The sequence below is a fragment of the Pseudomonadota bacterium genome (assembly GCA_039193195.1).
Lineage (GTDB): Bacteria > Pseudomonadota > Gammaproteobacteria > Steroidobacterales > JBCBZW01 > JBCBZW01.
The window spans coordinates 1-26,233 of record JBCCWS010000048.1 but is presented as its reverse complement, the minus strand read 5'-3'; the positions used below and the strand labels follow the sequence as shown (position 1 = coordinate 26,233).

The window sequence follows — 26,233 nt, the reverse complement described above, 5'->3', positions numbered from 1 at the left end:
GTCGACACCCCGAAGAACGGTCATCTCGCGCGATCGCTCCATCTTTCTCCTGTGCCCACCTCGCCTCGCTCGCCTTGCGTGTCGCGGGCTATGTCGGCTTCCGTGCCCGCTTTGCGTAAGGAGGGTAGGGCCGCTACGGCCATGCCGTCACCCGCCGAGACGACGATCAAGGAGATGACCATGAACTCACTGGTAGAAGGCTGCGCCACACACCGCAGGGGTAGCAGCGAATGGTACCTGGCTGGGGTGACAAGCCTTCTCATCCTGGCGACGGCTATCGATGCGGCTTCCGCCGCCTCCGTGGAAGTGGTCAGCTTTACCACTATGTCGCATCAATTCACGGTCAGCGACGGCGCGGTGCCCGATGGGGTCACGTCGCAGACCTCAGGGCCCATCTTCGACCCGTTCGGGATCAGCAGCACGATCGATGATCCTGAGGCCATTGTGGCGGTAGACACCGACGACGTTCAAATCGGTTGTGCAAGCTGCGACCCGCCGGTGCCCTTCTTGTCCCGACGCCAGCTGCGCACCAACCGTGTCGACCCCACCGAGTTCTCAGACGCGCAGTACGACATCTCGGTGCTCGCCCTTCAGGACCAGGGTAGCGATGTGACATTCTTCGCCATGGGGGATGTCGATGTGGATCGCTCCGGCTTGGCTCAGGTGCGGATCACCTCGACACCTGTCGCAGCTGAGGCGTACTCGGCTTACGGCATTGCCCGCACGACGACCTTCGAGAACACCACCGGGCGGGACATCAGCTTCGATGTCACGGGTGAGCTCGACGGATTCGTCCTCTCACGAGTCGGCGGCAGTGACGGTGCCGCCAGGACAAGCGCCACCTTCTCGATCCTGTTCTCGGGACTCTCGAGCGAGCACCTTAGCTACGACGACTTCGCGGGACCCGTGATATCAAGCAGCGAGGTAGGCGCGGGCGCGACCGTTACCTACGGTATCTTCGACACGGACGACGGCATCTTGGGACTGCAGTTCACGGTGGGAGCAACGGCGACAGACGACGACGGCTTTGCCGAAGCGAGCTTCGATGTGTTCCTCAGCTACATCTTTGGGTTGACGTTAGGCGCGGGACAAGGCGTCGACATGACCTTCGCCTGGACGCAAGTGAACGACGCTCAGTTCCACCCATCGCCGATACCCACTCCAGCGGGCGCAATCCTATTCGCCAGTGGGCTCATCCCCTTGATCATGCGTATACGTAAGCCTAATAAAAAAACCAGGTGGGTTTCGCGCTAGTGGGCCGGTTGGTAAATGAGGTGACGCTCAGCGAGTAGCACGGGCGCCGCCAGATCGACACCCATCAGCTAGGGCGTGCAGGGCACAGGAAGCGTCCGTGAGGCTTCCTGATCAGTTACCGGTCGCGGCCCTGATCTTCTCGTATCGCTTGATGACGCGATCGTGTTTGGCGGTCGCGATGAGCCGATCGAGCGCGAGCAGATGGGCTGTCGACAGAGCATCCTCTCGGCTCGTCTCAATGTCTGGCCGCACGCCGATCGCTTCCCAGTTCGTCTTGGTGACGGGGTTGACCGTCTGCTGAGCCGGTATTTGAATGACGAAGTTGTCGTCGACCAGACGGAAACTGATCCCGTTCGCGGCACCGGCGCTGACCTGACCGATGATCTCCGCCTTGTCGAAGTGCTTCATCGCGTAGGCGAAATGCTCGCCGAGCGAAAACGTCTCCGCGCTCACTAGAATGATGACCGGCCGATCGAGGTAGCGCGGCGCGCCGACGTCTTGGAAGGTGTACGTCGAGGTTTTCTCATCCGTGGGGCGAGTGTAGCTGGTCGACCATAACACCGGCTCGGGATCGACGAAGTAGCTCCCGAGGTAGCTGTCGGACGGGCTGTAGCCGCCACCGTTCTCGGTGAGATCGATGATCAGTGCATCGGTGTCGGCAACGAACGCCATCGCCGCATCGGTCGTCGCGCGCATCCAATCGAAGGGATGGAAGAACGTGAGTCTGATGTACCCGACGTTGCCCTCGAGCACGTCCACGCGCCTGAATCCAAAATTCTCTTGACGTGCGTACCATCGATCCCAGTCGATGGCCTCGGCCTCATCAGCGACGTCGGCATCGCCAGCCCTCGCCTGCTCTTGCGCCGCCCGTCGCGACGCGACAAGCTCCGGCCTGTAGCCGACTTTGTAGTGCTTATCGTTGGTGATTGCCAAGAGATCATCCGTCAGTGCCCGCGCGAAGGCCTCGCCGGTAGTGACCTCATCGTACCGACCCGCGACGTTCAACTCTTCCAGGGCCCCATTGACCCGGTCCACCTCGTCGGGGAACACGTAGTCCGACGCGATCAGCCTCTGGATCTTGTCAATCACTTCCGATTTTTCTTCGCTCGACATAGGTGCTTGCGCAAGGGCTGACATCGAGCACAAGCCGAGCAACAGGGTGATCGATAGCAGATTAGTCATGAGCCCGTCATCTTCCGTGAGTGGCAACGGCCCAGAAGTCTAGCCAAGCGCGCGCGGGCTTTCGAGCGAAACACGGTCCAACGGTGAGCGATCGATCAACGGCACTGGAATGCGTGTGTTGACGAAACGATCAACCGCCTCACGAGGCGGCGGCAAGTCTTCCCGAGCGTTGACCCACCACGGTGCGATCGCGCCCCTGGGCCTTGGCGCGGTAGAGCGCCTCGTCGGCAATGCGGATGAGGGACTCAGGCTTGTCGCCTTCAAGCGGGTCCGCGATCGCCACTCCTGCGCTTGCCGTTACAGTTCTTCCCGGAGCGAGGCCTGGATGTGGCAGCGCGAGCTCTCGCACGCAACAGTGCAGTCGATGCGCAATTCGCCACATGTCCGCATCACTCGGCCCGGTGAGGAGCACCGCAAACTCTTCGCCGCCGTAGCGCGCTGCCAGGTCTTCTCGACGCACGCTCGCCTGCAGTGCGTTCGCGACCGATATCAGGTAGCGGTCGCCCTCCTGGTGGCCGGCCGCATCATTGAGCTGCTTGAAGTGATCGACATCGACCATCACCAGGCCGACGGGATTCTTGTGCTGAATCGCACTCGCCCACACCTCTGCGAAGCGCTCTTCGAAGTGACGCCTGTTCGCGAGACCCGTCAAGGCGTCCTTCAGTGACAGCTCACGCACTTCGTACAACGCGGCCTGAAGCTGGCGGGTCATCTGCTTTTCCGCGGTGATGTCCGTCGCGTACTTGATGACTCGTACCACCTTGCCGTTTCGGTCCCTGACCGGCGCATAAACAGCACGAATCCACAACTCCTGGCCTTGCTTGGTTTGCCTCAGATACTCGCCTTGCAACGACTCGCCGTTCGCAAGCCTCGCCCACCACTGCGCGTAATCCGGCGAATTCACCACCTCGGGCGGACAGAACACACGGTGATGCTGCCCGACCAGCTCCCCAGGTGCGTAGCCCGTCGCAACCGCGTAGTTGTCGTTGTAGGACTGGACGACTCCCTCCGGACTGAAACAGATCACGCCAAACCGCTCACTGACGGCGTGCGCTTCTTGTCGCGCCTGCACAAGCTGGTTTTGCTCTGCGGTCACGTCCATGGCGTACTTGACAACCTTGACGACAGTACCTTGCGCATCACGGACAGGCGCGTACACCGCGCGCAGCCAAACGTCCTCGCCCGTAGCTGAGAGCCGATGCACGACACCACTGCGTGGCTCACCGCCAGCCAACGATGTCCACATCTCCTGGTACTCCACTGATTGGCAAAACCCAGGCAAGCAAAAGCTCGCGTGGCGCTGGCCCACTGCCTCGTTTCCCTCGAGGCCCATCACAGTGGCGAAGGTATCGTTGTAGGCGAGCACCCTTCCTTCGGGGGTAAAGCTGACGATCGCAAAGATGCTGCCGAGCGCCTCCTGAAGCCCTCCGTCCTCTTCCCTCAACACTGCATCATGGAGATTTGGAAGCTCTGTAAGACCGGTCACCTAGCGCTCCTGGATTTCCGGGCGATCGTCCGCGGTGTTTATGCGATGGTACGGGGGCTCGACCGCCGAATCGGATCAGCCTCTCAGCGCGATAAGGCGCGAGCCGGTGACCTGCGGTGGTTTCACCAACGGAGGAGTCTGCTGCGGCATGGACGGAAGTACGTTGACCTAGGTCAGACGTCATTCAGGGAGTTTCGTGACCCACATCAAGAGTCGAGCAAAGGTGTCGAGCAGCCAGGAGCACGAGAGCCCTCTTCCATGAGTCCCCTGCTCAAGGCGGCATTACGGTAATCGGAGCATCTACGTGACACGCCGCCGGTCGACGCGGCATAGACGCCTGCCGATACTCGCCGCCCTCGCGTACGCTCGCTCACGGCATCAGCTTGTAGTCCGCTGAAGATGACATTGCCTCGAGGGCTGCACACGCTACTCTTCGCCATTGGTTCCGTCGTCGGCCGAGGTCGCGGACACGTGCGGAACAGCGTGGAGCTGACTCGTCTGAATGACCTGATCGTATGATCTCAAGCAAACCGGCAGAGGCCCGCTCGTACGGCGATCCCCAAGCAAGGTAGCACGGGCCGTTACACTGGTATTCGGATCGTCCCTTCCGGCGCGAAGCACCCGCACGTCGCTTCCGTCTGAGGAAGCAGCGTCCGTCCCGGCGAGCATTCGCTTCAGCGCTCGCCCCACACGATCGACACTCTCATCTAGATGCTCAGTCGCGACGATGCCTTCTAGGGCTGCACGTACGCCCGAATCAAGGCTCAGCATTTGCACTCTGCCACCGCTGACGAGCGACGGCACCAACAATGAAGTGTCATAGAGCTCAACGTGGACTCGATAGATAGCGTTCAGGTGATGGTAAGCGTAGGTTATCGTCAGCGCTCGGTTACCGTTGACAAGGGTGGCCTTCCGAGAGGCCTCAGAGGTCTCCTGATCAGTCGATTCAAACTCCCGGGTGAGGGTTACCTGGCGGCTCGCTGTGTACTTCTCTGACAGCTTTAGGGTCGTCTTCTCCACCCTGTCGGCGAGTTCTTCGAGGCTGTCGCTTTCAGCGCCACCTTCCGTGCTCTTGCGACTCGAATCGGCGAAGTTTCTCGTTCTCTCACGGCTCCACTCGATGGACTGATCACTGTTGGACACTAGCTTCATTTGCCTTTGAAACTCGAGATTGAAGTCGACCGCCGACTCTGCGGTCGAACTCTCTACAGCAACACTCTTGTCTACACGTTTCGATGTCTGAGCTCGCGTCAGCTTGAACTGAACCTCGCGCGTCTCGCCTGGCGTTAGCGTCACGGTGCCGGCCGGACTGCCGACAATGTACTTCGAAAACGTCGACAGTACGCGAAGGGTCTGGACGATGTGGACTTCGTCTTGCGTCGACCGTGCCGTAAGCGACTTCGGGGGCTCCAAGGTAACCTCGATGAGCAACCTTGCTGGCACGGTTTGAGGATCGTCTTTGAGGTCTCGCAGGAGGCCAAGCACACCTCGCGTGCCGAGCAAAGGCCAATGAATCGATTCGCGTTTGAAGCTAAGCACGGGAATGTCCTCACCGACCGGCTCTCCCACTAGCTGGTACGCCTGTAGCCTATGGGTGAGGTCGAAGGAGAAGCTCTTGTCTGAGCCATGAGGACGCAAGTTCGAGAGCAACTCGTTGAGTTCGCGTACTTCGCCTTCACTGTAGTCATCGGCCCAAAAGGGGAGTTCGTCCCACGCAAGCTCTCGGCGCACATCTTCGGCGTTCGCCCCAAGAGGTGAAGGCAGTGCGCCGTTCGGCGTCGACACTCGAACTACACGTGTCCCATAGAGGACTGACGGTACAGCGTGGTCGCCGAAGTCTAGACTACTGAGTTGCGGCACATCCGACATAGCGCTTTGTATCCTCGTATCGAAAGCTCTGAAATAGGAGGGCGTCCTGTGTTCTTGGCAGCCTCTCTCCGGAATACGTCGACCAAACGTCCCAGTGGAGTTTCCTACGGAACCTTAGAAACTCCCACTGACCTGGACCGTCAAGGTCCGTCCACGAGACTGATTGCGCAGCTCTCTAAACGCCAGCTGCGCCGTGTTGCGCGGACCCGCAAACACCAGCCGATCCCGCGCCTCACCTCCCCGAAAGAGATCTTCCACTTGGAGGCGAATGCGAAGACCTTTGACTGCGCGCGTCTCAATGAAGGCATCGGCGTCAAAGCGTTTCCCTCGAGCCTCTTCCTCATCAAGCCCGAACGAGGGAAAATCAGGAAGCGTAAAGGCCACGATTTGCCAGGCAAATTTGGCCTTTTGAAGATCCTGGCGCAAGGTCGCGAAGAAGGTCCAAGGACGTTCACCCGACAACGCCCGGGAGACTCCATTCAAAGGGTCATTCACGGACGAGGTTTGCCACGATCCCTCTAGATCGAGCCGGCCATTCGCCAAGCCAAGTTCATCTAGCGAAAGCGTGGCCTCGCCGCGCATACCCGAGCGTCGGCCCGATCCGATGTTGCCGGGCACTTCGAGAATGCCTTCCAATGGCAAGACATCCTGCACGTCCTGGATACGGTCATGAAAGCCCGTGACGCTCAGGACACCAAAGCTGCCAAAGCGATACTCGAGGGTCATGTCGACGGTCAGCGTGCGCTCTGGGACCAGATTGGGGTTGCCAAGAGACAGTTCCACATCGCCCAAGTCTGCCCGGCTCACAAAATCGAAGAAATCGAGCTGCGCCACCTGGCGCAGCACCCGTGCGCGAAGCTGCGTCTTGGGCTTAGGCGAATAGGTTAACGTCAGGCTTGGTTTCCAGAAGAAGAAGCTGCGATCTTCCGCAAAACCGCCGGTTTGGGTAATGGTCGACGCTTCACCGGCGGCCATGATGTTGACCGAGACCGCCCCAAGCTTGAACGTGTCGGCCAGGGAGAAATCGAGGCGCCGTTCATCAACCTGCGTGTTTGCACCGGGGACATCCTGCGGGACCAGCGTGTCCCCTTCCAGTTGGCTCAACGCAAACTCGCTGTCCAAACTATTCAGTGCGCCTTCAAGAGAGGCTTCGAACAGGTGCCCCTCGAGACCGGCAAAGTCGACTTCCACGCGCGCGATAGCTTCTGTGTCCAGGCTGTCGAACAGTGTTTCTGTCTCTGTCACGCCTTCCGCGTCAACCGCACCGCGCACCAGAGAGTTGGTTTCGCGAAAGTCAGCTTGGCGATACAGGCCGATGAGTTTTGCAGTCACCTGCTGGCCGAAGGGCCGTTCGATATCGCCGCCGATTTCGAAGGCGACTTCACGATCCTCATCGCCCTGAAATAGTCGGAACGATTCGCCCGCCACGGGCGCACGATCAGACGTTTCACCCCCCGCCTCATCAAAGAACCCGAACGACGCGTTCAAGGCATACTTGGCGACCCCACGCTTGGTAGTTGCGATGAGCGAGACGTTCCCCCGTTCACCGGTCTCTTCAAAAATCTCGTCACGGAATTCGAGGCGCTCATCGGCCGGATCCAGCAGCTGCTCATCCCGCTCGAAGATGCGTTGGTAGCGACTGGCGTCCACAGCAAGCGTGTAGTCGATTCCGGCGACAGCGCTCGAGTAGCTCGCTTCGCCAAACGGTAGCGCTTTGCGCTGTGGCTGCAACGTCGACAGGCCGAGCGTCCAGGCGCCAGACGCAGCGCCTGCTTTGCGAATGACATCCGCTACGACCGTTTGCCCTTGGAGGTCGAGACCACCCACTTGGCCGCGAATGAGATCGATGCGATCGACATCCGCGGCGGGAATGCGGCCAAGAATGCTGGAGGGGTTCTCGCTCTTGGCGGACACGCGCTCACTGTTGATCAGGACATTGCCTGCCGCCCCGCCGAAACCTCGAGTATCGGCACCGCCGCCGTCATCGAGGGTGAACCCTGGCAAGTTCTCGACCATGTCCAGCGCTGTGACCGGCGCATAGCGGGCAAAGAAGTTGGGCGAGTAGCTGACCGTGCATGCACCGCTTTCGCAAACCGCTTCTGGCGGATCGATCGCACTCTGCGCGAGCGCCAGTGTGGAATGCACCAAGGCGCAGACCAGGAGCGCTAAGGCCAGATGGGTAAGACGGAAAGCGAGCACTGGGAACAACTGGATAGCGAATTCAACAGATCACGGCGACACCTCGCCCGCTAGTCTACTCAGCCAAGAACGGGGACGATACGGGCAATGGCAGCCTTCGTGGTGCCAGCAACAGCCCGCATCCCCCCTTCCGGTCAATAGAGGACCTGCCTGTCCCTAGTGGGCCACAGGGCGAGCCAACGGCCCCAACGGAACCCGATCATCGTCGTTCGGCGACGCCTGCGACGCGTTGCGCCAAAGCCCGCAGTCAACCGTCTTCTCTAACGTCGATGGCGTTCAAACCATCTCTCGCTACATGACATCGCATCAGTTGATGGGTGGCGGTGAGAACAGCTTTCTCAAACCAGCCCCTACACCACTGCTCGGAGGCTTTGATGATCCATCCGCCGATCTTGCTGGCGCTTGTCGGAGCTCTGCTCACTACGGAGAACGCGGCTCGAATTGACAGCCAGGGAAGCACAGCCGTGCAGCAACGAACCGTCCAGCATCTGGACGTACTTGCCCGCGAAACCATGATCGCTGAGCACCCATCAGGCGCCCTGTTCGTCGCCGGGCACGGCGGCGGCAAGTTAGGCGATCCACCGCTACTGTGGAGGAGCGACGATGGCGGCCTCACTTGGGCGCGGATCGAGGTAGGAAACGGGGCCGACGGCGCTAACGGCAACGCCGACGTCGATCTCGCCGTGGGCCCAGACGGCACGCTCTACTTCGTGACCATGGGCATTGACCTCAACACGCACAAGGGCACTCACATCGCCATCGGTGTGAGCGCAGACGTTGGCGCTACCTGGCGCTGGACCTACCTGTCACAAGACACCCTAGACGACCGGCCTTGGGTCGGCGTCACACCGCAGGGCACTGCACACGTTGTGTGGAATGATGGCAAGGGGGTGAGCTACGCCGTGAGCACAGATCGCGGTGAAACATGGCATGAACGCGAACGCATCTACCCGAAGGGATGCTCGAGCCATATGGCGGTGGGCCCCTCCGGAGAACTCGCCGTTCGGATCACGCCTGACTCCGCTTCGTCACACCAATATGACGAAGGCGTCGAGTTCTTGGCAGTCAGTGTAGATGACGGAGACACGTGGCGCGTCCACGATGTGCCGGGGGAGCGCTACTGGGATCCGGATTGGGAGTACCAACACAGCGCACCGCGCTGGGTCGAGCCAGTGGCATGGGACGCTGCCGGCGCGCTGTACTTGTTTTGGAGCGAAGATCGAGTCCTCTACACTGCCCGCTCGCTCGACCACGGTACGTCCTGGAGCACATGGCGCCTCGCTTCGGAGCCACACTTCGCCTACTTCCCATACCTTGTCGGAGGTGAGGACGGCAGGGTGCTGGCCACGTGGCACACCGGGTACAGGAGGGGACCTACGTCGCTGAACGTCGCCCTACTGGACTTTGGTGACGAAGCACCGCGCATGCGTAGACTGACCTCCTTTCTTGCCGACTCCTGGAGCAGCGAGCCAAGGGTGCAAGCTGCCGCCGGAGAGTACTTCCCTGCAGTCTTCTTAGCAGACGGCGATATCGGCCTGGTGTCGACGATCGAGGACCGCGAAGAGAAGCGCTTCGGTTTCCAGTGGCGGCGCCTAAAGCTGGCGCACACACCTGGCAAGTAGGGCAGATCGAAGGGCCAGAATCCGCCCCTTAAACCGATGTCGGGCGTATGCCATCTAAAGGACCATATCCACAAAGCTAGGGAGCACAGCATGAGTGTCGTTGGAAGATCGGCTCCAGACGCCGCCGCCCAGTCGCTCATTAGGCGCGGCGCGCTTGCAGCATGTGCCATGGTGCTATTGATCGGGACAGCGAACGCAAACCGCAACGATGAGTGCCTTGACACGAAAGAAATCTCGAAGGAAATCAACCTCGATGGCATCCTTGGCATCGCCGTCGACGCTGGCGCAGGCTCGCTTACGGTCATCGGTCGGCCCGGGTTAGCTACCGCTCAGATAAGGGGCGTCGCGTGCTCTCGACGCGCTGGAGACCTGGACAGAATTTCCCTCGAGTCGCGCAACGACGGCCCAACCCTGACCTTGCAGACGGTATTGCCGCCCCCCGTTGCGTCCAGCATCGGCAACCTAAATGCCAGGCTCGATCTGAAGGTGGAGGTACCAAGCGCCTTTGCGCTAAGCGTCGTTGATACTACCGGTTCCATGAAGATCGACGGCGTCGCGTCGGTGGAGATTGACGACGGTACGGGATCGATTCAGGTCAAGGATGTGCCAGGTCTCGTTCACGTGGTCAAAGACACCAGTGGCAGCATCAAGATCCTGCGAGTGGGAAGCGTGCGCATCGACGAGGACGGCTCGGGCTCCATCAGCGCGTCCGTCGTCGTAGGGGATGTTCATGTGGGTCGAGATGAGTCGGGAAGCATCGCCGCCAACGATGTGGGCGGTAGCTTCACGGTGCTAAGCAATGCCAGTGGTGGGGTCCGCTACCAGAACGTCGCCGGAGACGTACGCGTTGCTCGCACGCCAGGATCGAACTGACCGAGGGCTTCGACGGCCGCTGCCGCGCATCGTCCCCGCCACGCTCTGCATGACCCATCCAGATCGTGAAGACGGCGGTTTGGCTGGTAGCGTCCCTGGCGGAGTTAGCTATCGCAGCAATGCCGCCAGCCAATACAACATAACTCCCCTTGCACCTTGCCTACCTAGTGGGCCGCTTGGTAAGTAAGGTAACGCTCAGTCTGCGTAGGGGCAGACCCGAAGGGCGAGTAGCTGAGCGTCACCTTGTTTACCAAGCGGCCCACTAGCCCGCGTCTCCCTCATTCCTGACCCGCCATAGCCCGATCGCGAACTCCACCTAACCTGTACGTCGGCAGTGCACGCGCGAGTCTACTGTCGCTGGAAGGTGGCGTTGGCGGTACCATCCGCCGTGGCCACCGGCTGACACAGCCCACCGCGAGCCACCAACGATTAGGAGCGGATGCATGGTTACTCGGTTCTCTCTCGCCGTCGCAGCTCTCTTGCTGAACGCTGGCATCGCCTCAGCACAAGTCGAGTTTGGCACTGACCTGAAGAGCAGCTGCAAAGAGATCGAAGGCGCCATGAGTGCCAACAACCTCAACAGGGCCCTGGAGCAAGCACGCCTGTGCGTGACGGCGCTGGAACAAGAAGCCGAGGGTGCCCTCAAGGAGCTCTTCCCGGAAAAAGTCGCTGGCTACGACCGCACCGATTTCCGCCAGGAGCAAGCGATGGGCTTCGCCAATACCACCGCGACCTACCAGGGGGGTGAAGGCACCATCCGCGTCGAGCTGATCGGCAGCGCCGGAAGCGGTGGCCTCGGCGGTATGGCTGAACTCGCCCGCATGGGCATGGCTGCCGGCGGCGGCGCGATGCGTGTGGATGGCCTCGAGGCCATGATGGACGACCGCGGTGCCGTCACGATCTTCTTGGCCGACGGCTCGATGCTGAAAGTCTCCAGCCGCGACATGAGAACGCGCGAGGCCGCCACCAAGGGCTTGCCGCCGTTTCTGAATGAATTCCCCGTTCGCGAGATCAGCGACGCGCGCAACCAGTAGCGCCGAGACCTGGTCGCCGTGCTCCAGGACCAAGACCGCTCCAGACCGGCTGTGCAACGCATTGCCCTTGGCGGCGTACTGGCGCCGGGGCTGGCGCTGCTCGCACGCCTGGCGGGCATGTTCGTCGCAGGCCATTGCTGCGTCCCCGAGGGCAGCGGTCTCGCCGGCCCCGGTATCGTCGTGGGCTACGGCTTTCTCGCCGCACTCGGCGGCCTCGCGGACGGGATCGTACTTGCCTGCCTCCTCCCTTGGCGCACCCTCCTGCCGGCCAGCGTCCTCGCCGGGCTCGGCGGTACAGTGGTGGCCGTGGCGCTCGTGCTATCGATCATAAATGGCGCCAACCAGTCTTCCGAGGCGCTTGCTCAAGCCTACGAAAGGCTACCTGTCTTCGAGCTTGACCTAACACTATCAGACGGTAAGCCATTCGACCGGTTCACGGCCAGCTGGGCCACGCGCGAGACAGCGCAGATCCGAGACGGCGCACCTCCCTGTCGCCGCGAGCTCCCGGGCCAGCAGGCGGTTCAGCTCCTCGAGTCACTGCGCAGCGTCGAGGGTGTAACGCTGCGCAGTCCGCAGCCCTGCGCGGCTCACCCCGGCTCGCCAGTACAGACACTGAGCTTTCGCATCGAGGAAGGCCGCCCCCCGAACACTTCAGCAGCATTCGCCATCAGCGCCGCTTGCCTCGCCGCGACGCCAGCGCTCGGAGCACCGCTAGAGGCCGCCAGGCAAGCCCTTCGCCGAGGGGGTAAGTGCCTCCCGTAGCAACGAGGTGATGAGCGAGCCCACGACGGCCGCTGAGCCCGTCACCCCTGACGTGGAGGCCCTCACGAGGAACCCGCATGAGAATAGCTCTGCCAACCGCCCTGTGCGTAGCAGCGAACGTCGTCGCGACATGTGCCATTGCCCAAGCCGAGGAGTGCACCCCGACAGCTGAGCGCCACGCCGTCCAGGTCACCCATCCCGGAGGAAGCCACCGCCGTCCCGCCGTCAGCGGGGAGAATGACTTCTATCAGTCACTGGACAACGGCTGGGTGTTTGCCCTCCAGCGAGCAGAAACCGGTTGGCAAATACGACTATACGATGGCGTGCCCGAGCAGGGTGCCGTAGATCTCACGCAGCTCACCTCCCCTGCGCGGAGCCCCCAACCCCCGGGATCTCTTCGGCTGGCATTTCCGTAACAAGGACAACACCGGCCCAAACGAGGGTTCCGTCAATGCACCGCAGGAGATGCGCGCCTTCGCTATCTCACCAGGACTTGCGGGTACGGCAGGGCTCAAGCCCTCCAACGGATCACTCGAACTCGGTCCCGACGATGGCCTGGGCATGCTTAAGATCACCGACTACGGCCTACGCAACCCCATGCCCGGCACGCGAGCCGTCATGAACTACGTCGAGTTTGAAGCCTGCCTGCGCTGGCCCCGACCGACCGAAGAGGTAGAGAGGATTCGCGACGAGCAGAGCCTCGCGTTCAACCCAGTGGATCACGAACTCTTTGCCAGCTGCGGTCTCGACCTGCGTCGCTACGCGCTGGACGCCGGCTACGCTCCGCGCACCTTAGGCGGTGATTTCGATGGTGACGACAGCCTGGACGAGGCGGTCCAGGTTCGCGACAAGGCCACCAACAAGCGCGCGATCGCTCTCTGTCGCGCTGGCACCTGGCTCCACCTCATCGGTACCGAGGTTATCCCAGGTGATCTGCGCGAAGACTACGTGGATCAGGTGGAAGCATGGCATTGGATCCACTCTAGCGAGGATCTGCCGCGCCGCCTGGTGGGATTCGACCTACCCCGGTCGGATGGCGACATGCTGGTCCTCGAACGAATCGAGAAGGAAGCCGTCGTCCTCTATTGGCGCGATGCATCGCTGGGAGCTCAACAGATGTACCGCTATGTCGAACCGTAGCCTCGCCATTCGCGCTGCCTTGCTGGCCATCGCAGCCTCAGATGCCCTGGCTGACCCAGCCTGCCTGGGAGCCTGGGTCAATGAAGCTGCGTCCCTTGGCGGCCGTGCCGCCGGCAGCGCGAGCTTCGTGCGTGCGGTTACCGATGACCTGAGCTTTTCCTTGGTGCCCAACGCATCCGGATGGCAGGTGCAAATGCTGGGGCCCGACGGTCAGGCCATTCCCACGCGTCCCGTCGCGAGCGGAATTCCGCCAAGGCGCGGTGAGAGCGCCCCGGGCCGCGCCTTCATCTTCGGCCCTGACGTGATGGACCCGGCCTTGAACCCGGAACTACAGGTTCCCCGAGCACCAAAGGGCCAACCCGCTAGCGTTGCTTCCGTCGAACCCGCGCCAGGCTTGCAGGGGCGTGGCTGGCTGATCATCGAGGACCGTCGCTTCGACCACGATGCGACTCACCGACGCGGCCATCTGCAGTTCCGCGGCTGCGTTCATTGGAACTTAGGCCCGCGCGAACCGGACCTGACCCGGTATCCGCACCCGGAGGATGATCTGGTCAACTTTCCAAGCTGGGTGGTGCTGGAGTTCGAGGCCTGCGGCCTTGGCTACGATTGGCTTCTGTCGTGCGAATGCCACGGGCAGGTTATCGACAACGCGCGTGGTTGGAGCCCGACCTGGACGGTGACGGCCGCGCGGATCTCGCGGTCCTGATCGATCGGGTGGCAGGCTCGGGCCAGGGACTCGCGCTCTGCCTGCGCAAGGACAAGCGCCTGACCATCGTGAACGCTACGGACTCCACACTGGGCGGTCTTGGTACCTTCCTGCGCAATGCCGACTGGTGGAACGTCGACGGACGCACCATCGTGATCGGCACTGAGGACGCAAGATCGATCAAGGTGCATCTCGACGAGCACGGCTCTCCTATTGTGTTCGGTGGATAGCGCTTACCGCTTGATCGTGGGCCGCAGGCTAGCTGCGTGACCGTTGCATACGTGCATGCCCTGCGGTCGGTAGTCTGCTTGGGAGAGCGCGCAGTAGCAGGCATCACCACCACCGTTTGCGCTCCCTGCTCACGGCTAGCATGCTCGTCCCTTCACCCCGGAACGAGACCCGACCAATGGCGAAGACACGCGCCGCCTTCATCTGGGCCGCCCTGCTGCTCGCTACATCGCACGCTCCCGGCGCTGATCTACCACCGCGCATACGCAGCGCCGCACTGCTCGAGACCATCGCCACTCAGGGCGAGCACTGCGGGCTGCTTCGCCCATGGCAAGCCCTCGCACTGCGCGCTGCCAATCTGAACGACGTGAGACCCTTGACCGGCGAAGCCTGCATGCAACTGATCGAGGCCGCCGAGACACAGATCGCGTCCACCCCATGCGACGCGCCAGCCCTGACCACGTGGATAGAAGGCGCCGCCCGGGGTTTCGAGCAGGAGATGCTGCCGCCCTACCTCATCGCCTACCTCACCCTCGTAGGGCGGGAAGGTCCACCGCAGGTCTTCGGCCAGGCCACCGCTCGCCTGCGCTGTCGATCGGCAGTGCAGCGCATCCGCGATGAGCCCAGCGAATCCTCTCGTCCGAACACCATTGAGATCCAACCGTCGACTAGGGCCTGCGCCCGCCTTCGCCTCACGGTCTCGTTACGTAATCAACTAAGTTTATAATTACAACACTAGCCTGGATCCTGACGGACTCAGCGTGCTCGCCGCGCTAGTCTCAAGCGTCATCAGCACCAGCCCATCGCGATCTCAGACAGATATCGAAGGTGAGGGCGTTGGTGCAACTTCGATGGATGCGCGGCCGTGAGGCCAGTCCGCGCCCAGCCGTCTCGCCCGGACGGGGCGACGCCAACTCGACCCTAAGGGGTGATCGCGAGGCCATCGCCAGCATCGAAGACGCCCAAGACACCCTCGCCATTGCCGGCTCAGCCGGTGTGGCACTCTTCACCGCCGGCACAGCGCCGTGCGGATGGCACCGGTGCTGCCGGCATGGCCCCGACGGCCTTCAGCATCGGCACTTGCTGCCGTGGCTGCGGCAACGGGCACAAGGGCCCTTTGTCTGGCACACTAGGCCAAAAATATGACATGGAGAGTCACCGTGACCCTACGCCACCCGTGCCAGTGCGCCGCTGCCGCCCTGCTGCTCTACGCTAGCGTGAGCCTGGGTGAGCAACTCATCTCTCCGAGCGACCCGGCCTTCGAGTACTCCGAGACCGTGCTTCTGGACGTCAATCCAAACCGGGCGCGGTTCACTCGCGAGACCGTGGATTTTTACGCGAACAATTTTGCGCCTGGCGCCAGGGTCAACTTCGCCACCGACGCCACCGCCATTCGGATCGGACTGCGCTACCGAGAGCAGGGAGGCTCCGGGCGCCTGGCACTCGAGGTGGACGGCGCTCTGGTGACTGACGACCTCGGCTCCGACACGGCCATCGGTGAGCTGTGGGTGACGCTCTTCGAGCAGGAGCAAGCGACGGAGCACTCTTTCAGCGTGGTGTTGCCCTACGGGGCTGACGTGGACTTCCTTGGTCTGACCGTCAGCGGCGGTCAGGAAGCGCTGCTGGAGGACCCGGCCCAACGACCTCCCGTGCGCTACGTCGCCTACGGCGATTCGATCACCAACGGAGTCTTCGCCACCACCGTGGCACAGAGCTATCCCTATTTGGTCGGCAACGATCAGAATTGGCAAGTAATCAACATGGGGTTCTCCGGCCAGGTTGTGACGCCTGCCGACGGCAGGGCCGTGGGCGAGCTCGGTGCCGATGTAATTACCGTGGCCATCGGCACCAATGACTTCTGGTTCGTTCCCGGTGAGATCACGTTCAAGGCCAACTACAACGCCTTTCTTGACCAGCTGCGTGCCCTACAACCCGATGTCCCCATTTACGCGATCACGCCAATTTGGGCCGTGTACGACGGGTATGACTATTTCGGGACTCAGCTCGAGGACTATCGACGATACATCCGTGAATTGGTTGCCGAGCGCCAACGCACTGATCGACGCCTTCGTCTACTCGAGGGCTACGACATGGTGCCGCCGGCGGGCCCCTACTATCCCGATGGCATTCACCCCAGTGATGTCGGTTTTCGCTTCTACGCGGCCGCAGTCGGGCGGCGTAACCTGGCTCGCAATGGCGGCTTCGAATGGGATGATGGTGGCGCCATCTGGGTTGACTGGGGCAACACGCAGATCGTCGATACACGCCCGGCGAGCGGTGCGTCCTCCCTACGGGTTGGCCCCGGTCAGGGAGGCCGGGGGCAGGCGGTGGGAGGCCTCGAATCCGGGCAGTGTTACGCGCTGCAAGCACGCGCTCGGCAAGTCGACGCGGATGGCCACGCCTGGCTCGGTGTGTCGTTCTACAACGATGCGGGCACGGAGATCCAGAAGGAACAATCGCTGATTCCCGCGGGCGCGTACCAGAGCGTATCCGTGCCCTTCGTGCCTCCTCGCGACTACGACAGTGCGACCCTATGGACGTGGAAAGAGGCCGGCGGTTACTCGCAAATCGATGCCGTTACCCTCAACGAGTCAACCGGCTGTACGCAGTCACCGATACGCGGCGTCGGCTATCACCCGCTGAGCGTTTGCGAGGACCTCGTCGCGCTCGCCCCAGCTTGGCACTATAACTGGACGCCACTGGAGGCGTGCACTTTCGCCCCTGAACAGGGCGAGTTCATCCCGATGATTTGGGACGAGTGGTTTCTGGCCCCCGAACAGTACGAGAAGTACATCGCGCCGCTGATCGACGCGGACTATCCCGCGCTGCTCGGCTTCAACGAGCCAGACCTTGCCGAGCAAGCGGATATGACGGTAGCCCAAGCCCTCGATCTGTGGCCACAGCTGGAAGCCACCGGATTGCGCCTAGGCAGTCCGGCACCAACGCAGGGCGGGACGGCATGGCTGGAGTCGTTTCTGGCCGGTGCCTCCGAGCGCGGACATAGAGTCGATTTCCTGGCCCTGCATTGGTACGGCGACTGCACGGACGTCGAAGACCTCCGGGCCTTTCTGGCCTATTGGGATCGTAAGGAGATGCCCATGTGGTTGACGGAGTTCTCGTGTTACGCCCGTGGCGAGGCAGTAAATCGAGATTTTCTGGAGGCCGCGATACCGGTGCTGGAGTCCTTTCCTAGACTCGAACGCTACGCCTGGTACGCGAGCCGCACGGAGGCGCCCGTGTACGGCGGGGCCGACATGATCGATGAGCACGGCGCGATCACCACGGTCGGTGAGTTCTTCCGAACCTTGCCCCGCTACCGCACCGAGCGCTGACGGATGACGCAGAACAGTCCGAACATCCGCAAGTAGGCTTGCGCACCGGGGCACGCGTAGGGCTAGAACTGGGCCTCTAGAATCACACCCAGCGTACGCGGCTGACCCACCGTACCGAAGGTAGCTCCCGGCTGAATCGCGTTCGGACCGGTGCTCAGCAGGTACTGGGCGTCGAAGACATTCTGAGCGAAGATGAACACGCCGTAGTGGTCCGCCTTGTACCCAACTCTTGCGTTAGTCACGAAGCGGGAGTCCGTCCTGCCTTGGGGATCGTTCTGCAGCGCAGAGAAGTAGCTCCCTGTGTACGCGGTATCTACCGTCGCCATGAAACCGGATGGATGCCTCCAGGTGCCGCCCAGGGCCCCGCTTGCCGCCGCCTGCTGAGGGAACTCGTTGCCCTGCAGGTTCTCCCCCTGGAACTCGAACACGCCGAGCTCGGAGTCGATAAACCCCAAGGACCCGTAGAGCGAAAGGCTGTCGGTGATATCCCACAGGGTCTCCACCTCCACGCCGAACAACTCCGCCTCTCCGGCGTTGGCGACGAAGCGAAGCAGGGGATTTGCCGGGTCAGGCGCAAAGCGGATCTGCATGTCGGAATAGTCCACGAAGAACGCATTCACGTTTACCGACAAGGTGTCGTTCAGGAATAGCCCGCGAAACGCAACTTCGTAGTTAGTGGTGAACTCCGGCGCGAACTCGACCGCTTCGCCCGTATCCGGTCGGATATCAGCACCTCCTGGCCGGTACGCGCGCTGTACCGTGGCCGTCAAACCTATCCGATCCGTAAAGTCGTGACGTAGACCCAGCTTCGGCAGAAAGGCGCTGAAGGTGGCATCGGACGGCGGAAAACTCACCTCGACCGGCGGCAGGAAGTCCACTGGCGGGTCAGTGAAGATGTTCTGCGACTCACTCCGGGTGGAGTCTTCGACATCGTAGCGGGCGCCTGCAAGCACAGTCCAACGAGGGCTGAGGTTAATCTCCATATCGGTAAACAGCGCAAAGTTCTCGAAGCTGTTGGCGAAACTATCTTCGAGGAAAAGCACCACGTCCGGGGCCACCAGCCCTGAGCCGACGCGTTGCTGCTCTTCATCGAGCTTGCTGTAGTAGGCCCCAATCAACCCGCGCACGTTGCTCGTATCGAAGCTAAGGCGCAGCTCTTGGGTGAACTGCTGGTCCTGCGAGTTAATGTCAGTGGGAAAGCCCCCGACTGCGAGCGTCTGTTCGATCGGGGCGGTGGTCGATTCCCGGTCTGTGTAGGCCGTGACCGACGTCAGGCTCATTTTCTGGCTGATCTCGTAGTCCACATCGAATACGTAGGAGGTGATGTCCGTATCCGTCAGGTTCACCGCATCCAGCGTGCGCCGCTCGGACACCGGCGGCGGGGTGTTGATAGCGTTGGGGGCCTCCTCAGCCTGGGCGGTGGAGAGCGTGAAGGTGGCCGCCAGGCCATCGAGAGGCGTGAACAGGAGCTTGCCGCGATAGAGGTCGCGATCGTCGCGCGCGATCTCGTCGATCTCGCCGTTCTCGGTGAGGACGCTGATGTAGCCGTCCGTCTCGGTCAAGTCGGTCGCCACGCGGAAGGCCAGCAAACCGTCGACGATGGGCCCGCCCATGGCTGCCGCGTACTGCCGCGTGCCGAACTCCCCCGTGGCCACGCGCGCCCGCCCACTCCATTCGAAGCCTGGATCTTCCGTCTGTACGACCACCGCACCGCCTAGCGCGGCCCGGCCCTGGGTGGTCGTCTGCGGCCCGCGGAATACTTCAAACTGGGCCACATCCCACGTGCTCAGCAAACCCGTCTGCCCGCCGCCGAGCGATTGCACGGCGCCATCGATATAGAAGGCGGAGGTCTGCGAGGTGTCGCCAACGCCGGTGCCGAGGCCGCGTTCCGGAATGCCGCGGATCACCAGGCCGTCAGCGCCGTTTGTCGAGACGTTAGGGATTCGCAGCAGTATCTGCTCGGCGTCCGTCAGGTAACTCTCGTCAATGACCGCGCCCGTCAGTACGGAGACGCTGGAGGTGGTCTCCTGCAGCGAGCGTTCTAGCTTCTCTCCCGTCACAATCAGGGTTTCCAGGCGGGGCGTAGGGGGCGGGTCCTGGGCCGGCGGCAATGACCGAACGGGGGTGGGCGCCGGGTCCGGAAGGGCTTCGATTGTGTAGGCACCGTTGGGAAGCTCCTTAGCCACCAGTTGCGTGCCCGCCAGCATGGTCGTGAGGGCGTCCGCCAACGACGACCGCCCACGCAAGGCTGCCGCCCGCTTGCCCTGCACGAGCGAATTCGGCGCCAGGATCTGGATGCGGTACACCTCGGAAAGGGTGAGCAACGAGCTGCCGAGGGGGCCCGCGGGAATGTCGACGGCGGTGTCGAGCTCTGCCTGAGCGCCCACAGACCCGCTGAAGCAATATCCTATGGTGAACGCCAACAGGAGCGCGCCGCGCCCGAGGCGGCTGGTCATCTGTTTGAAAAACAATGGAAAATCCCTTCGATCGATCACAGAACGGACCCTCCTGGCGGACGCGGCAGACTGCCGCAACGTAGGCCGAGGAGGGCTTGCGAAAATAGAAATCATTCGCAATCTCGTAGGGATGACCCCTGGCTGAAGGGAAATGACCCCCTCGGCGGCGGATTCTCCGCAGCCCCTGGACCGACGGGATCAGTCGGTCGCTTTGCGATACAGGACGATGCGGCGGGGCTCGCTGTCGTCCACCTCGATCGGGAAGACGTAAGCGAGCGTGTCGAGCAGCCCCTCGCGGTCGGTGGCATCGAAGGACGCGGTGATAGTCTGCCCGGCCAAGGTTGCCGCGGTTGCGTCGAGGACGATCGGGCGATCGGAGTAGCGGTTCGCGTCCGCCACAAGCTCTTCGATCGTGGCCCCATCGTAGACCAGGCGGCTCTCACGCCAGGCGGCGACCTTCGCAGGATCGATGGATTCCACCGGGCGTAGGCCCTGCGTCCGCGTGGCGGCCACCTGCGTCCCCGCCGCGAGCAGCCGCCGACTCGGGCGAGCATGGTCGGACGCGCTCGCGTAGCTGACCTCTACCGTACCTTCCGCCACGGCAACGCGCTGAACGCCACCATTGCTGCGCACCTCGAACTCGGTGCCGACCGCTGTTGCCTTGAGATCGCCCGCGGAGACAGCAAAAGAGCGCTCGGGATCGGAGGCCACGGCGAAGATAGCCGCCCCCGACACCAGTTCGGCCGTGCGGGAAGTCTCGCCGTAGACAACACGAAGCTCCGTCGCTGCACCGAGCGTGATGCGCGTTCCGTCGACCATGGTGACGGTATCGATCTCGGCGGTGGCGGTGGCGTACGTGCGTTCGATGAGCACCGGGGTCGGAGCACCGCCCTGCAGGAGGAAGAGAGCTGCTGGGATTGACGCCAAGAGGGTGAGCGCGACCGCCGCGATGGCGAGGTATCCTGGCCTTCGGTGATTTCCAGCTTCGCGAGCTACCGGCCCCGCTAGCTCGCAAGGCAGCAGGTCAGCGTCGATGTCCTGTCGTTGGAGGTGATCGTATGCCGCGATGAGCGTCTGGCTCCGCTCCCAGGCTGCGGCATTGCGGACATCCGCCTCCAGCCAGCGTTCGAACGCGGCGAGGTGCTCTGCTGACGGTTCTTCGGCGTCGAGCTTCTCCCGCCAGTCGTGCGCCGCCTGGCAGAGAGCCTCGCGCTCAGTGGGGTCGTCGATGCTCATCACTGTCCATCTGCGCCCTTGCGCATAATGTGGAGCTCAATATCGCGGTAGGCCCGCGAGATGTGTCGTGTGGCCGGGCTGCGCGCGATGCCCAGACGCTTCGCCACCTCCGTGACCGTGAGGCCTTCCACGCGGTTGAGCAGAAACGCTTGGCGCCGCTTCTCGGGCATCGCGCGCAGGGCCTCGTTGATCAACCGCAATTCCTCCTCTGCTCCTAAGACCCTTTCGGGTGATGAAGTGTCCCCCCTGCGGGGGAAAAAAAGCTGCTCGATCTCGAAGTCGAAGGCGCTGCGCACATTCTCGTGGCGGCGGCCCTTCAGACAGATGTTGCGCGCCGTGCGCCAAAGGTAGGCCTTCAGGTCGTCGATATCGCTCCAGTCGCCGCGCTCGAGGACGCGCTGGAAGGCGCGCTGGGTGACGTCCTCTGGGTCGGGGGGACCGTTGCCAAACATCTTGCGTAGCGTGGCGATGATCTGAGGGGCGTGCGCCTCGTAGAGGGCGGCGATCTGGTGGTGTTGCGGCGCCTTGGTCATGGATTGCACAGGATAGGACGGATCGACGCCCCGCCCAAAGCTCACCGCGCTAAGCACCAGCAGCGGCTTGCGATAACACAGAGCGCTACGGCACCGGAGGTCTCCAACGTCTAAGCTAGCTCATGCCACGCGGCCCACGTTGGACCACCGAGACCTCGATACGCCCTAGCCACTAGCTCGGTGCGTTGCGCGCCCTACCGGTCGTACACTGCGTCGGCGTCGCCGGGTTGCCGACTGCCAAGACCGATGGGCTATGGGCAAAGACGACACGAAGCTGCCGTTCGTACGAGTCCGAGAAAGCTAGGAGCCGAGAGCGCAACCTTCCAGATGAAATCGCCGATTCGCACACTGCTCTGGTCCATACTCAGCCTTGGGCCGACCTCGCTATGGGCAGCGACGGGGCCCGAGGCTCTTCAGATCACCTTTGGAACCCGTTCTCCACCCGGCGAGCCAAGCGCAGTCGCCGACTTGGGTGATCATCTAGTGGAGGCAGAGAACGGGGACATTGTTGTCGCAGGCTACGGCGCCTCTTACTACTCAGATACGGGCCAACGCAGCAAGCCGTTGATCGCACGCTTCAGTCGTGATGGGCGAATGATCTATCAGCGGATTCTGGAGGGGTTCGAGAACTATAGGGTCGAGGATCTGCACGCTGGCCCGACCGGGGAGCCCCGAGTCGTTCTCAGTGCGCCCAAGGGGCAGCGCGCCGGCTCAGTCACAGAACAAACGATCCACCTATTCACGATTGATGACGGCGGTTCAACCAAGCGCACCCTGGCGGGGTCCGTCAACCCGAGAGACCCGTGGTCCTCCATGCGTTCGGCGGACGATGCGACCGCGGATCTGATCCTTACGTCCTTACCCACCGCACTGGCAGAGACCCATGCACGTTCGCTCATTCGCCGCCGTTTCGAAGTCGCTGCGAGTGGCGAATGGCAACCTCGCTACGCGCCAAATCCCCGGTCCACGCATCTGTGGCTCACGGGAGAAGGCGATGTCGTGTACCGACAGGGGAGGCCAGCCGGCATTCGAAGGGTGAATGCCAGTGGGCACATCGCATCGGTATTGACGTTTGGGAAGGAGCAGTCGCGCAGTCAGGTTGCCATGGCGGACGATCGCATCTTCGTGGTGGACCCCCCTTCGCGCCGCAGTGGCGGCCACGCGCTCGTGCACGCGTACTCGATGGAAGGTCAGCTCATGTGGCGCCAGTACCTGGGCCCCATCGAGGGATTCCTAAGGCCGCTACCGCTACGCGATGGCGGTCTGCTGGTGGCGGGCGCCTATGAGGGCAGCCCCGCTGTCGCCCGCTTCGACCGCGATGGACGCATCAGCTGGTACGAGCGCTTCCAGTCCACCAAGCTCGTCACCCGCATCAACGCTGTGCTTGAGCTGCGCGATGGATCGATCGCACTCACTGGCCAGACCGGCCCAAGCGAGTACGCGGACTCACCTAGCGACGATGACGGGTTTCTGATCGTGACAGACGCGAATGGCGAGGATCTTCGCACTATCCAACCATGTCTTGTCGATACGCAAAGGCTGACGTCCCTGCGACAGGAGCTCGAGGCTCTCACAGGCATTCGCGTCACGCGACACGCCACATATCGCAGCCGTCCCGACATCGTGCAGGCATCTTTGCCGCCCCTTCACGTACCCGTGCGCCTGTCGGACCGGTGCGCCCCTGTATCGGAGACTCACCTCTTCGCGTTTCTCACGCAGGCCCTGGCCTCAGCCCGTGCCCTATCACTGGAGCGGCCCTACGAGAACGCGTTCATGACCGTGATGGTGCTGCCCGAGAGCGTCTTCTCGGGCCAGACCGCCCCCTACCGTGATGACCACAGACTGTCGGGAGGACCCTCCGCTGCTCTACTGGCCGGGCACCTTAGCGCGCACGCTACCGTCTCCTACCTAGCTGGCGAGATAGCGCCGTTCCTAGCGCTGATGAGAGACGCTGCCCGAGGTTTGCGCGAGCAACTCGACTGGCCCCTGCGTGCTGCCGATAACTACAGCATCGCCGGCGGCGAAGCCCCCTTTGGCGAGAGAGCGCAAGTAGCGAATGCTGCTGTTCAGCAATTCGTCTCCCTCGACAGCGAAGCTCAGACCTCCGTACGGACGCTGTACGCGGACTACTCGTTCGCCGTGAGCCGGCACCCAGACGTACTGCATGTCTGGGGCAGTAGCCGGATCATAGTCGGTCGCGATCGCGTGGCGGACTTGTTTCCTTACTTGCTGGCGCTGCCGGAGCTCAGCGCAGAAATAGAGCGAGCGAGCACCCAGCTTCTGGAGACCCTCAACATCAAGGTCTACAGGCGCGACATCAGCGTGTTGCACACCACGTACCTCAACTCGCTCGTGCGCTTACTGCGGCTCGCAGACGGCTTGAGCGAGGCGCAGCTTCGCGGCGTTCGCGCGGCCGCGGTGGGGTTGCTAGTCGCTCCCGCCCTATCAGCACAGGTGATGCTGGATGGGGAGCAGCGCCGACTGAGGATGCGCCCTGGGGCCGAAATGGAACTATTAGAACTGGTGCTCTCGAAACAGACCGCCCTGGCGCAGCAGGCACCTAGACACGAGTAGTAGCTCGCCTATGGCTGCATTCGACCGCCTTGCCCTGGCGCCCATGCTACTCGCTGGGCGTCACCTTATTTACCAAGCGGCCCACTAGGGTCCGATGAGTCAGGCGCTCCGCGTAGCGATTCAGCTTCCAGTGGCCGGGACTCCAGCCCTTTAGAAATCGCGTGAAGTCCGCCCAGGCCGGGGCGTATAGGGTGCGCCACTCGCCTTCCACCGCCGCCGCGTCCAGGCCCGGGTGTTGTACTTCGAGCGCATCGCTCAAGACGCTGAAGTAGAAAGCGAGGAGCTGCTCCTCAAACGCTTCGCATTGCTCGCTGCTGAGACAGCTCCCAAGGAGGTAGATCAGATCTTTCATGCCACATCCGCCGCCCACGTACTGAAAGTCGACCGCGACCACGGACTCTCCGTCGGGCGCGAAGCAGAAGTTGGCAATTTTGGCATCGCCGTGAACGAGCGTCTGGAACCGGGCCTGCTTAAGCAGTCGATCGATGCTGGCTGCCGAGCTTCGCACTTCCGCGTCCTGAACTCTCTCGAGTTCGTCGGGCCTGGTGTCCAAATGCCAGTAGGTGCCGACATCCCAAAGACCCCGCGGTGAGACGCCTAGGAACGTTGCATGAAAGTGGGCCAACCACCGGATGCAATACTGCAGTTCGGCCAGCGTGACGGAGGACTTTCGCTCTGGGAACCCGGCCGCGTCGAGGTCTTCCAGCGCCATGTAGACCTCGGCACCGGCGGTATCCACCGCATAGCAGTCAGGCACGCGACAGTCGATTCCGCAGCGGTGACTCCACTTGCGATACCAGGCGGACTCGACCTTGTAGGACTTGAGCTTTCGCTGGTGGGAGCGCTCGGTGTTCCAACCTCGCGGGTGCTGGACGGCACTCGGTGGGCACACGTGCTTGATGATGACGGAGTTCACCGCGACGCCTTCGACGCCGTAGCGCCGGATGGTGCCGTACCCGCTCCACAGCGACTGGAGGGTGTCGAGCTGGACAAGCTTCGTCGCTTGTAGCTTCTCTCGCAAGGCTGCTTCGAAGGTGCTCTTCATGACTCGGTTGCGTTTGCGGACTGGGGCGGTGTCTGGGCACCTGATCAGGGGGACGCGAGGACGATCACTCTGCTTGCGTGTAGACGGGCCAGTTGCACGTTAAGCCGTGTAGTGCCTCCTGCGTAGGCGCGACCAGGCGAGGTTCGCCGGTCGCGTCGGTTTCCACGGCGTTGACGTACTTCCAGAGTTGCCCCGTGCCGGCGATGACCTGGCGACCAGCGTCGAAGGCGAGTAGGGCGTCGGGATAGACTCTCAGCCTTGCTAGGGCGGTCGGTTGATCTGGCGCCCAAAGCACAAGGTTGCCGCCCGAATCTGCAATGACAACGGCAGTGCCATTGGGGCTGAACATCGCTGAGCGAACCCAGTCACCGTGGCCTTCGAAGCGGCGAAGCTCATCGCCAGAGCGAGCGTCCCACAGGCGCGCGGTGCCGTCGTAAGAGGCCGTGAGGATCCGGGTGCCGTCGGGGCTGAACACCCCGGAGGTGACTACGCGACCGTGGCCTTCGAAGCGGCGAAGCTCATCGCCCGAGCCAGCGTCCCACAGGCGCGCGGTGCCGTCATCAGAGGCCGTGAGGACCCAAGTGCCGTCGGGGCTGAACACCCCTGAGCGAACCCAGCCACCGTGGCCTTCGAAGCGGCGAAGCTCATCGCCAGAGCGAGCGTCCCACAGGCGCGCGGTGCCGTCATCAGAGGCCGTGAGGA

21 protein-coding genes are annotated in these 26,233 nt (G+C 62.5%); 12 read left to right on the top strand and 9 right to left on the bottom strand.

Features of this window, described 5'->3' with window-relative positions:
* The first annotated feature begins 180 nt into the window (after positions 1-180).
* Positions 181-1,254 (top strand): hypothetical protein, encoded by a 1,074-nt coding sequence (locus AAGA68_23185; GenBank protein MEM9387978.1) that lies wholly within the window; start codon positions 181-183, stop codon positions 1,252-1,254.
* 111 nt (positions 1,255-1,365) lie between these two features.
* Here AAGA68_23185 and AAGA68_23180 read toward each other — a convergent pair whose 3' ends face one another.
* From AAGA68_23180 to AAGA68_23165, 4 genes are all read right to left on the bottom strand, one after another.
* Entirely contained in the window at positions 1,366-2,436 is a 1,071-nt protein-coding gene (locus AAGA68_23180) for a S41 family peptidase (GenBank protein ID MEM9387977.1), read from the bottom strand.
* A 139-nt stretch (positions 2,437-2,575) separates the two neighbouring features.
* Positions 2,576-3,922 (bottom strand): diguanylate cyclase, encoded by a 1,347-nt coding sequence (locus AAGA68_23175; GenBank protein MEM9387976.1) that lies wholly within the window; start codon positions 3,920-3,922, stop codon positions 2,576-2,578.
* 426 nt (positions 3,923-4,348) lie between these two features.
* The gene (locus AAGA68_23170; protein ID MEM9387975.1) at positions 4,349-5,707 is read right to left on the bottom strand and encodes a hypothetical protein; all 1,359 of its coding nucleotides are present in this window, start codon (positions 5,705-5,707) and stop codon (positions 4,349-4,351) included.
* A 198-nt stretch (positions 5,708-5,905) separates the two neighbouring features.
* Positions 5,906-7,990 carry a TonB-dependent receptor gene (locus AAGA68_23165; GenBank protein ID MEM9387974.1) on the bottom strand — a complete coding sequence of 695 codons (2,085 nt, stop codon included), beginning with the start codon at positions 7,988-7,990 and terminating at the stop codon, positions 5,906-5,908.
* A gap of 464 nt (positions 7,991-8,454) precedes the next feature.
* Here AAGA68_23165 and AAGA68_23160 point away from each other — a divergent pair, with 464 nt between their 5' ends.
* The 10 genes from AAGA68_23160 to AAGA68_23115 all read left to right on the top strand — a co-directional run bounded on the left by AAGA68_23160 (position 8,455) and on the right by AAGA68_23115 (position 17,687).
* Positions 8,455-9,612 (top strand): sialidase family protein, encoded by a 1,158-nt coding sequence (locus AAGA68_23160; protein MEM9387973.1) that lies wholly within the window; start codon positions 8,455-8,457, stop codon positions 9,610-9,612.
* A 168-nt stretch (positions 9,613-9,780) separates the two neighbouring features.
* Positions 9,781-10,485 carry a hypothetical protein gene (locus AAGA68_23155; GenBank protein ID MEM9387972.1) on the top strand — a complete coding sequence of 235 codons (705 nt, stop codon included), beginning with the start codon at positions 9,781-9,783 and terminating at the stop codon, positions 10,483-10,485.
* Between the two features lie 443 nt (positions 10,486-10,928).
* Entirely contained in the window at positions 10,929-11,519 is a 591-nt protein-coding gene (locus AAGA68_23150; protein ID MEM9387971.1) for a hypothetical protein, read from the top strand.
* Between the two features lie 51 nt (positions 11,520-11,570).
* Complete coding sequence (locus AAGA68_23145) at positions 11,571-12,281, top strand: hypothetical protein (protein ID MEM9387970.1); 711 nt, start codon at positions 11,571-11,573, stop codon at positions 12,279-12,281.
* 77 nt (positions 12,282-12,358) lie between these two features.
* Complete coding sequence (locus tag AAGA68_23140; GenBank protein MEM9387969.1) at positions 12,359-12,697, top strand: hypothetical protein; 339 nt, start codon at positions 12,359-12,361, stop codon at positions 12,695-12,697.
* Positions 12,698-12,746: 49 nt separating this feature from the next.
* Entirely contained in the window at positions 12,747-13,421 is a 675-nt protein-coding gene (locus AAGA68_23135) for a hypothetical protein (protein MEM9387968.1), read from the top strand.
* Positions 13,408-14,127 carry a hypothetical protein gene (locus AAGA68_23130; protein MEM9387967.1) on the top strand — a complete coding sequence of 240 codons (720 nt, stop codon included), beginning with the start codon at positions 13,408-13,410 and terminating at the stop codon, positions 14,125-14,127. Before AAGA68_23135 ends, AAGA68_23130 begins: the two co-directional genes overlap by 14 nt.
* Positions 14,079-14,357, top strand: coding sequence for a hypothetical protein (locus tag AAGA68_23125; GenBank protein MEM9387966.1), 279 nt, complete (start codon positions 14,079-14,081; stop codon positions 14,355-14,357). Before AAGA68_23130 ends, AAGA68_23125 begins: the two co-directional genes overlap by 49 nt.
* A 176-nt stretch (positions 14,358-14,533) precedes the next feature.
* Positions 14,534-15,082, top strand: a complete 549-nt coding sequence (locus AAGA68_23120; GenBank protein MEM9387965.1) for a hypothetical protein — start codon at positions 14,534-14,536, stop codon at positions 15,080-15,082.
* A 433-nt stretch (positions 15,083-15,515) separates the two neighbouring features.
* Positions 15,516-17,687, top strand: a complete 2,172-nt coding sequence (locus tag AAGA68_23115; protein ID MEM9387964.1) for a glycosyl hydrolase — start codon at positions 15,516-15,518, stop codon at positions 17,685-17,687.
* A gap of 62 nt (positions 17,688-17,749) precedes the next feature.
* Here the strand turns inward: AAGA68_23115 and AAGA68_23110 are convergent, their stop codons facing one another.
* The 3 genes from AAGA68_23110 to AAGA68_23100 all read right to left on the bottom strand — a co-directional run bounded on the left by AAGA68_23110 (position 17,750) and on the right by AAGA68_23100 (position 21,912).
* Positions 17,750-20,158 carry a TonB-dependent receptor gene (locus AAGA68_23110; protein MEM9387963.1) on the bottom strand — a complete coding sequence of 803 codons (2,409 nt, stop codon included), beginning with the start codon at positions 20,156-20,158 and terminating at the stop codon, positions 17,750-17,752.
* Between the two features lie 183 nt (positions 20,159-20,341).
* Positions 20,342-21,379 (bottom strand): FecR domain-containing protein, encoded by a 1,038-nt coding sequence (locus AAGA68_23105; GenBank protein MEM9387962.1) that lies wholly within the window; start codon positions 21,377-21,379, stop codon positions 20,342-20,344.
* A complete protein-coding gene (locus AAGA68_23100) occupies positions 21,379-21,912 on the bottom strand; it encodes a sigma-70 family RNA polymerase sigma factor (GenBank protein MEM9387961.1) in 534 nt (177 codons plus the stop codon). Before AAGA68_23100 ends, AAGA68_23105 begins: the two co-directional genes overlap by 1 nt.
* Positions 21,913-22,239: 327 nt before the next feature.
* Here AAGA68_23100 and AAGA68_23095 point away from each other — a divergent pair, with 327 nt between their 5' ends.
* Positions 22,240-24,486, top strand: coding sequence for a hypothetical protein (locus tag AAGA68_23095; protein MEM9387960.1), 2,247 nt, complete (start codon positions 22,240-22,242; stop codon positions 24,484-24,486).
* Positions 24,487-24,532: 46 nt separating this feature from the next.
* Here the strand turns inward: AAGA68_23095 and AAGA68_23090 are convergent, their stop codons facing one another.
* Both AAGA68_23090 and AAGA68_23085 read right to left on the bottom strand, forming a co-directional pair.
* Positions 24,533-25,531 carry a phosphotransferase gene (locus AAGA68_23090; GenBank protein ID MEM9387959.1) on the bottom strand — a complete coding sequence of 333 codons (999 nt, stop codon included), beginning with the start codon at positions 25,529-25,531 and terminating at the stop codon, positions 24,533-24,535.
* 64 nt (positions 25,532-25,595) lie between these two features.
* On the bottom strand, positions 25,596-26,233 hold a 638-nt coding region (locus tag AAGA68_23085; GenBank protein MEM9387958.1), incomplete at its 5' end, for a WD40 repeat domain-containing protein.

Bases quoted from the DNA above. Each gene is read 5' to 3' on its own strand.
- AAGA68_23185 (MEM9387978.1), top strand. From the start codon at position 181: ATGAACTCACTGGTAGAAGGCTGCGCCACACACCGCAGGGGTAGCAGC.
- AAGA68_23180 (MEM9387977.1), bottom strand. From the start codon at position 2,436: ATGACTAATCTGCTATCGATCACCCTGTTGCTCGGCTTGTGCTCGATG.
- AAGA68_23155 (MEM9387972.1), top strand. From the start codon at position 9,781: ATGGTGCTATTGATCGGGACAGCGAACGCAAACCGCAACGATGAGTGC.
- AAGA68_23150 (MEM9387971.1), top strand. From the start codon at position 10,929: ATGGTTACTCGGTTCTCTCTCGCCGTCGCAGCTCTCTTGCTGAACGCT.
- AAGA68_23140 (MEM9387969.1), top strand. From the start codon at position 12,359: ATGAGAATAGCTCTGCCAACCGCCCTGTGCGTAGCAGCGAACGTCGTC.
- AAGA68_23135 (MEM9387968.1), top strand. From the start codon at position 12,747: ATGCGCGCCTTCGCTATCTCACCAGGACTTGCGGGTACGGCAGGGCTC.
- AAGA68_23130 (MEM9387967.1), top strand. From the start codon at position 13,408: ATGTCGAACCGTAGCCTCGCCATTCGCGCTGCCTTGCTGGCCATCGCA.
- AAGA68_23120 (MEM9387965.1), top strand. From the start codon at position 14,534: ATGGCGAAGACACGCGCCGCCTTCATCTGGGCCGCCCTGCTGCTCGCT.
- AAGA68_23105 (MEM9387962.1), bottom strand. From the start codon at position 21,379: ATGAGCATCGACGACCCCACTGAGCGCGAGGCTCTCTGCCAGGCGGCG.
- AAGA68_23100 (MEM9387961.1), bottom strand. From the start codon at position 21,912: ATGACCAAGGCGCCGCAACACCACCAGATCGCCGCCCTCTACGAGGCG.
- AAGA68_23095 (MEM9387960.1), top strand. From the start codon at position 22,240: ATGAAATCGCCGATTCGCACACTGCTCTGGTCCATACTCAGCCTTGGG.
- AAGA68_23090 (MEM9387959.1), bottom strand. From the start codon at position 25,531: ATGAAGAGCACCTTCGAAGCAGCCTTGCGAGAGAAGCTACAAGCGACG.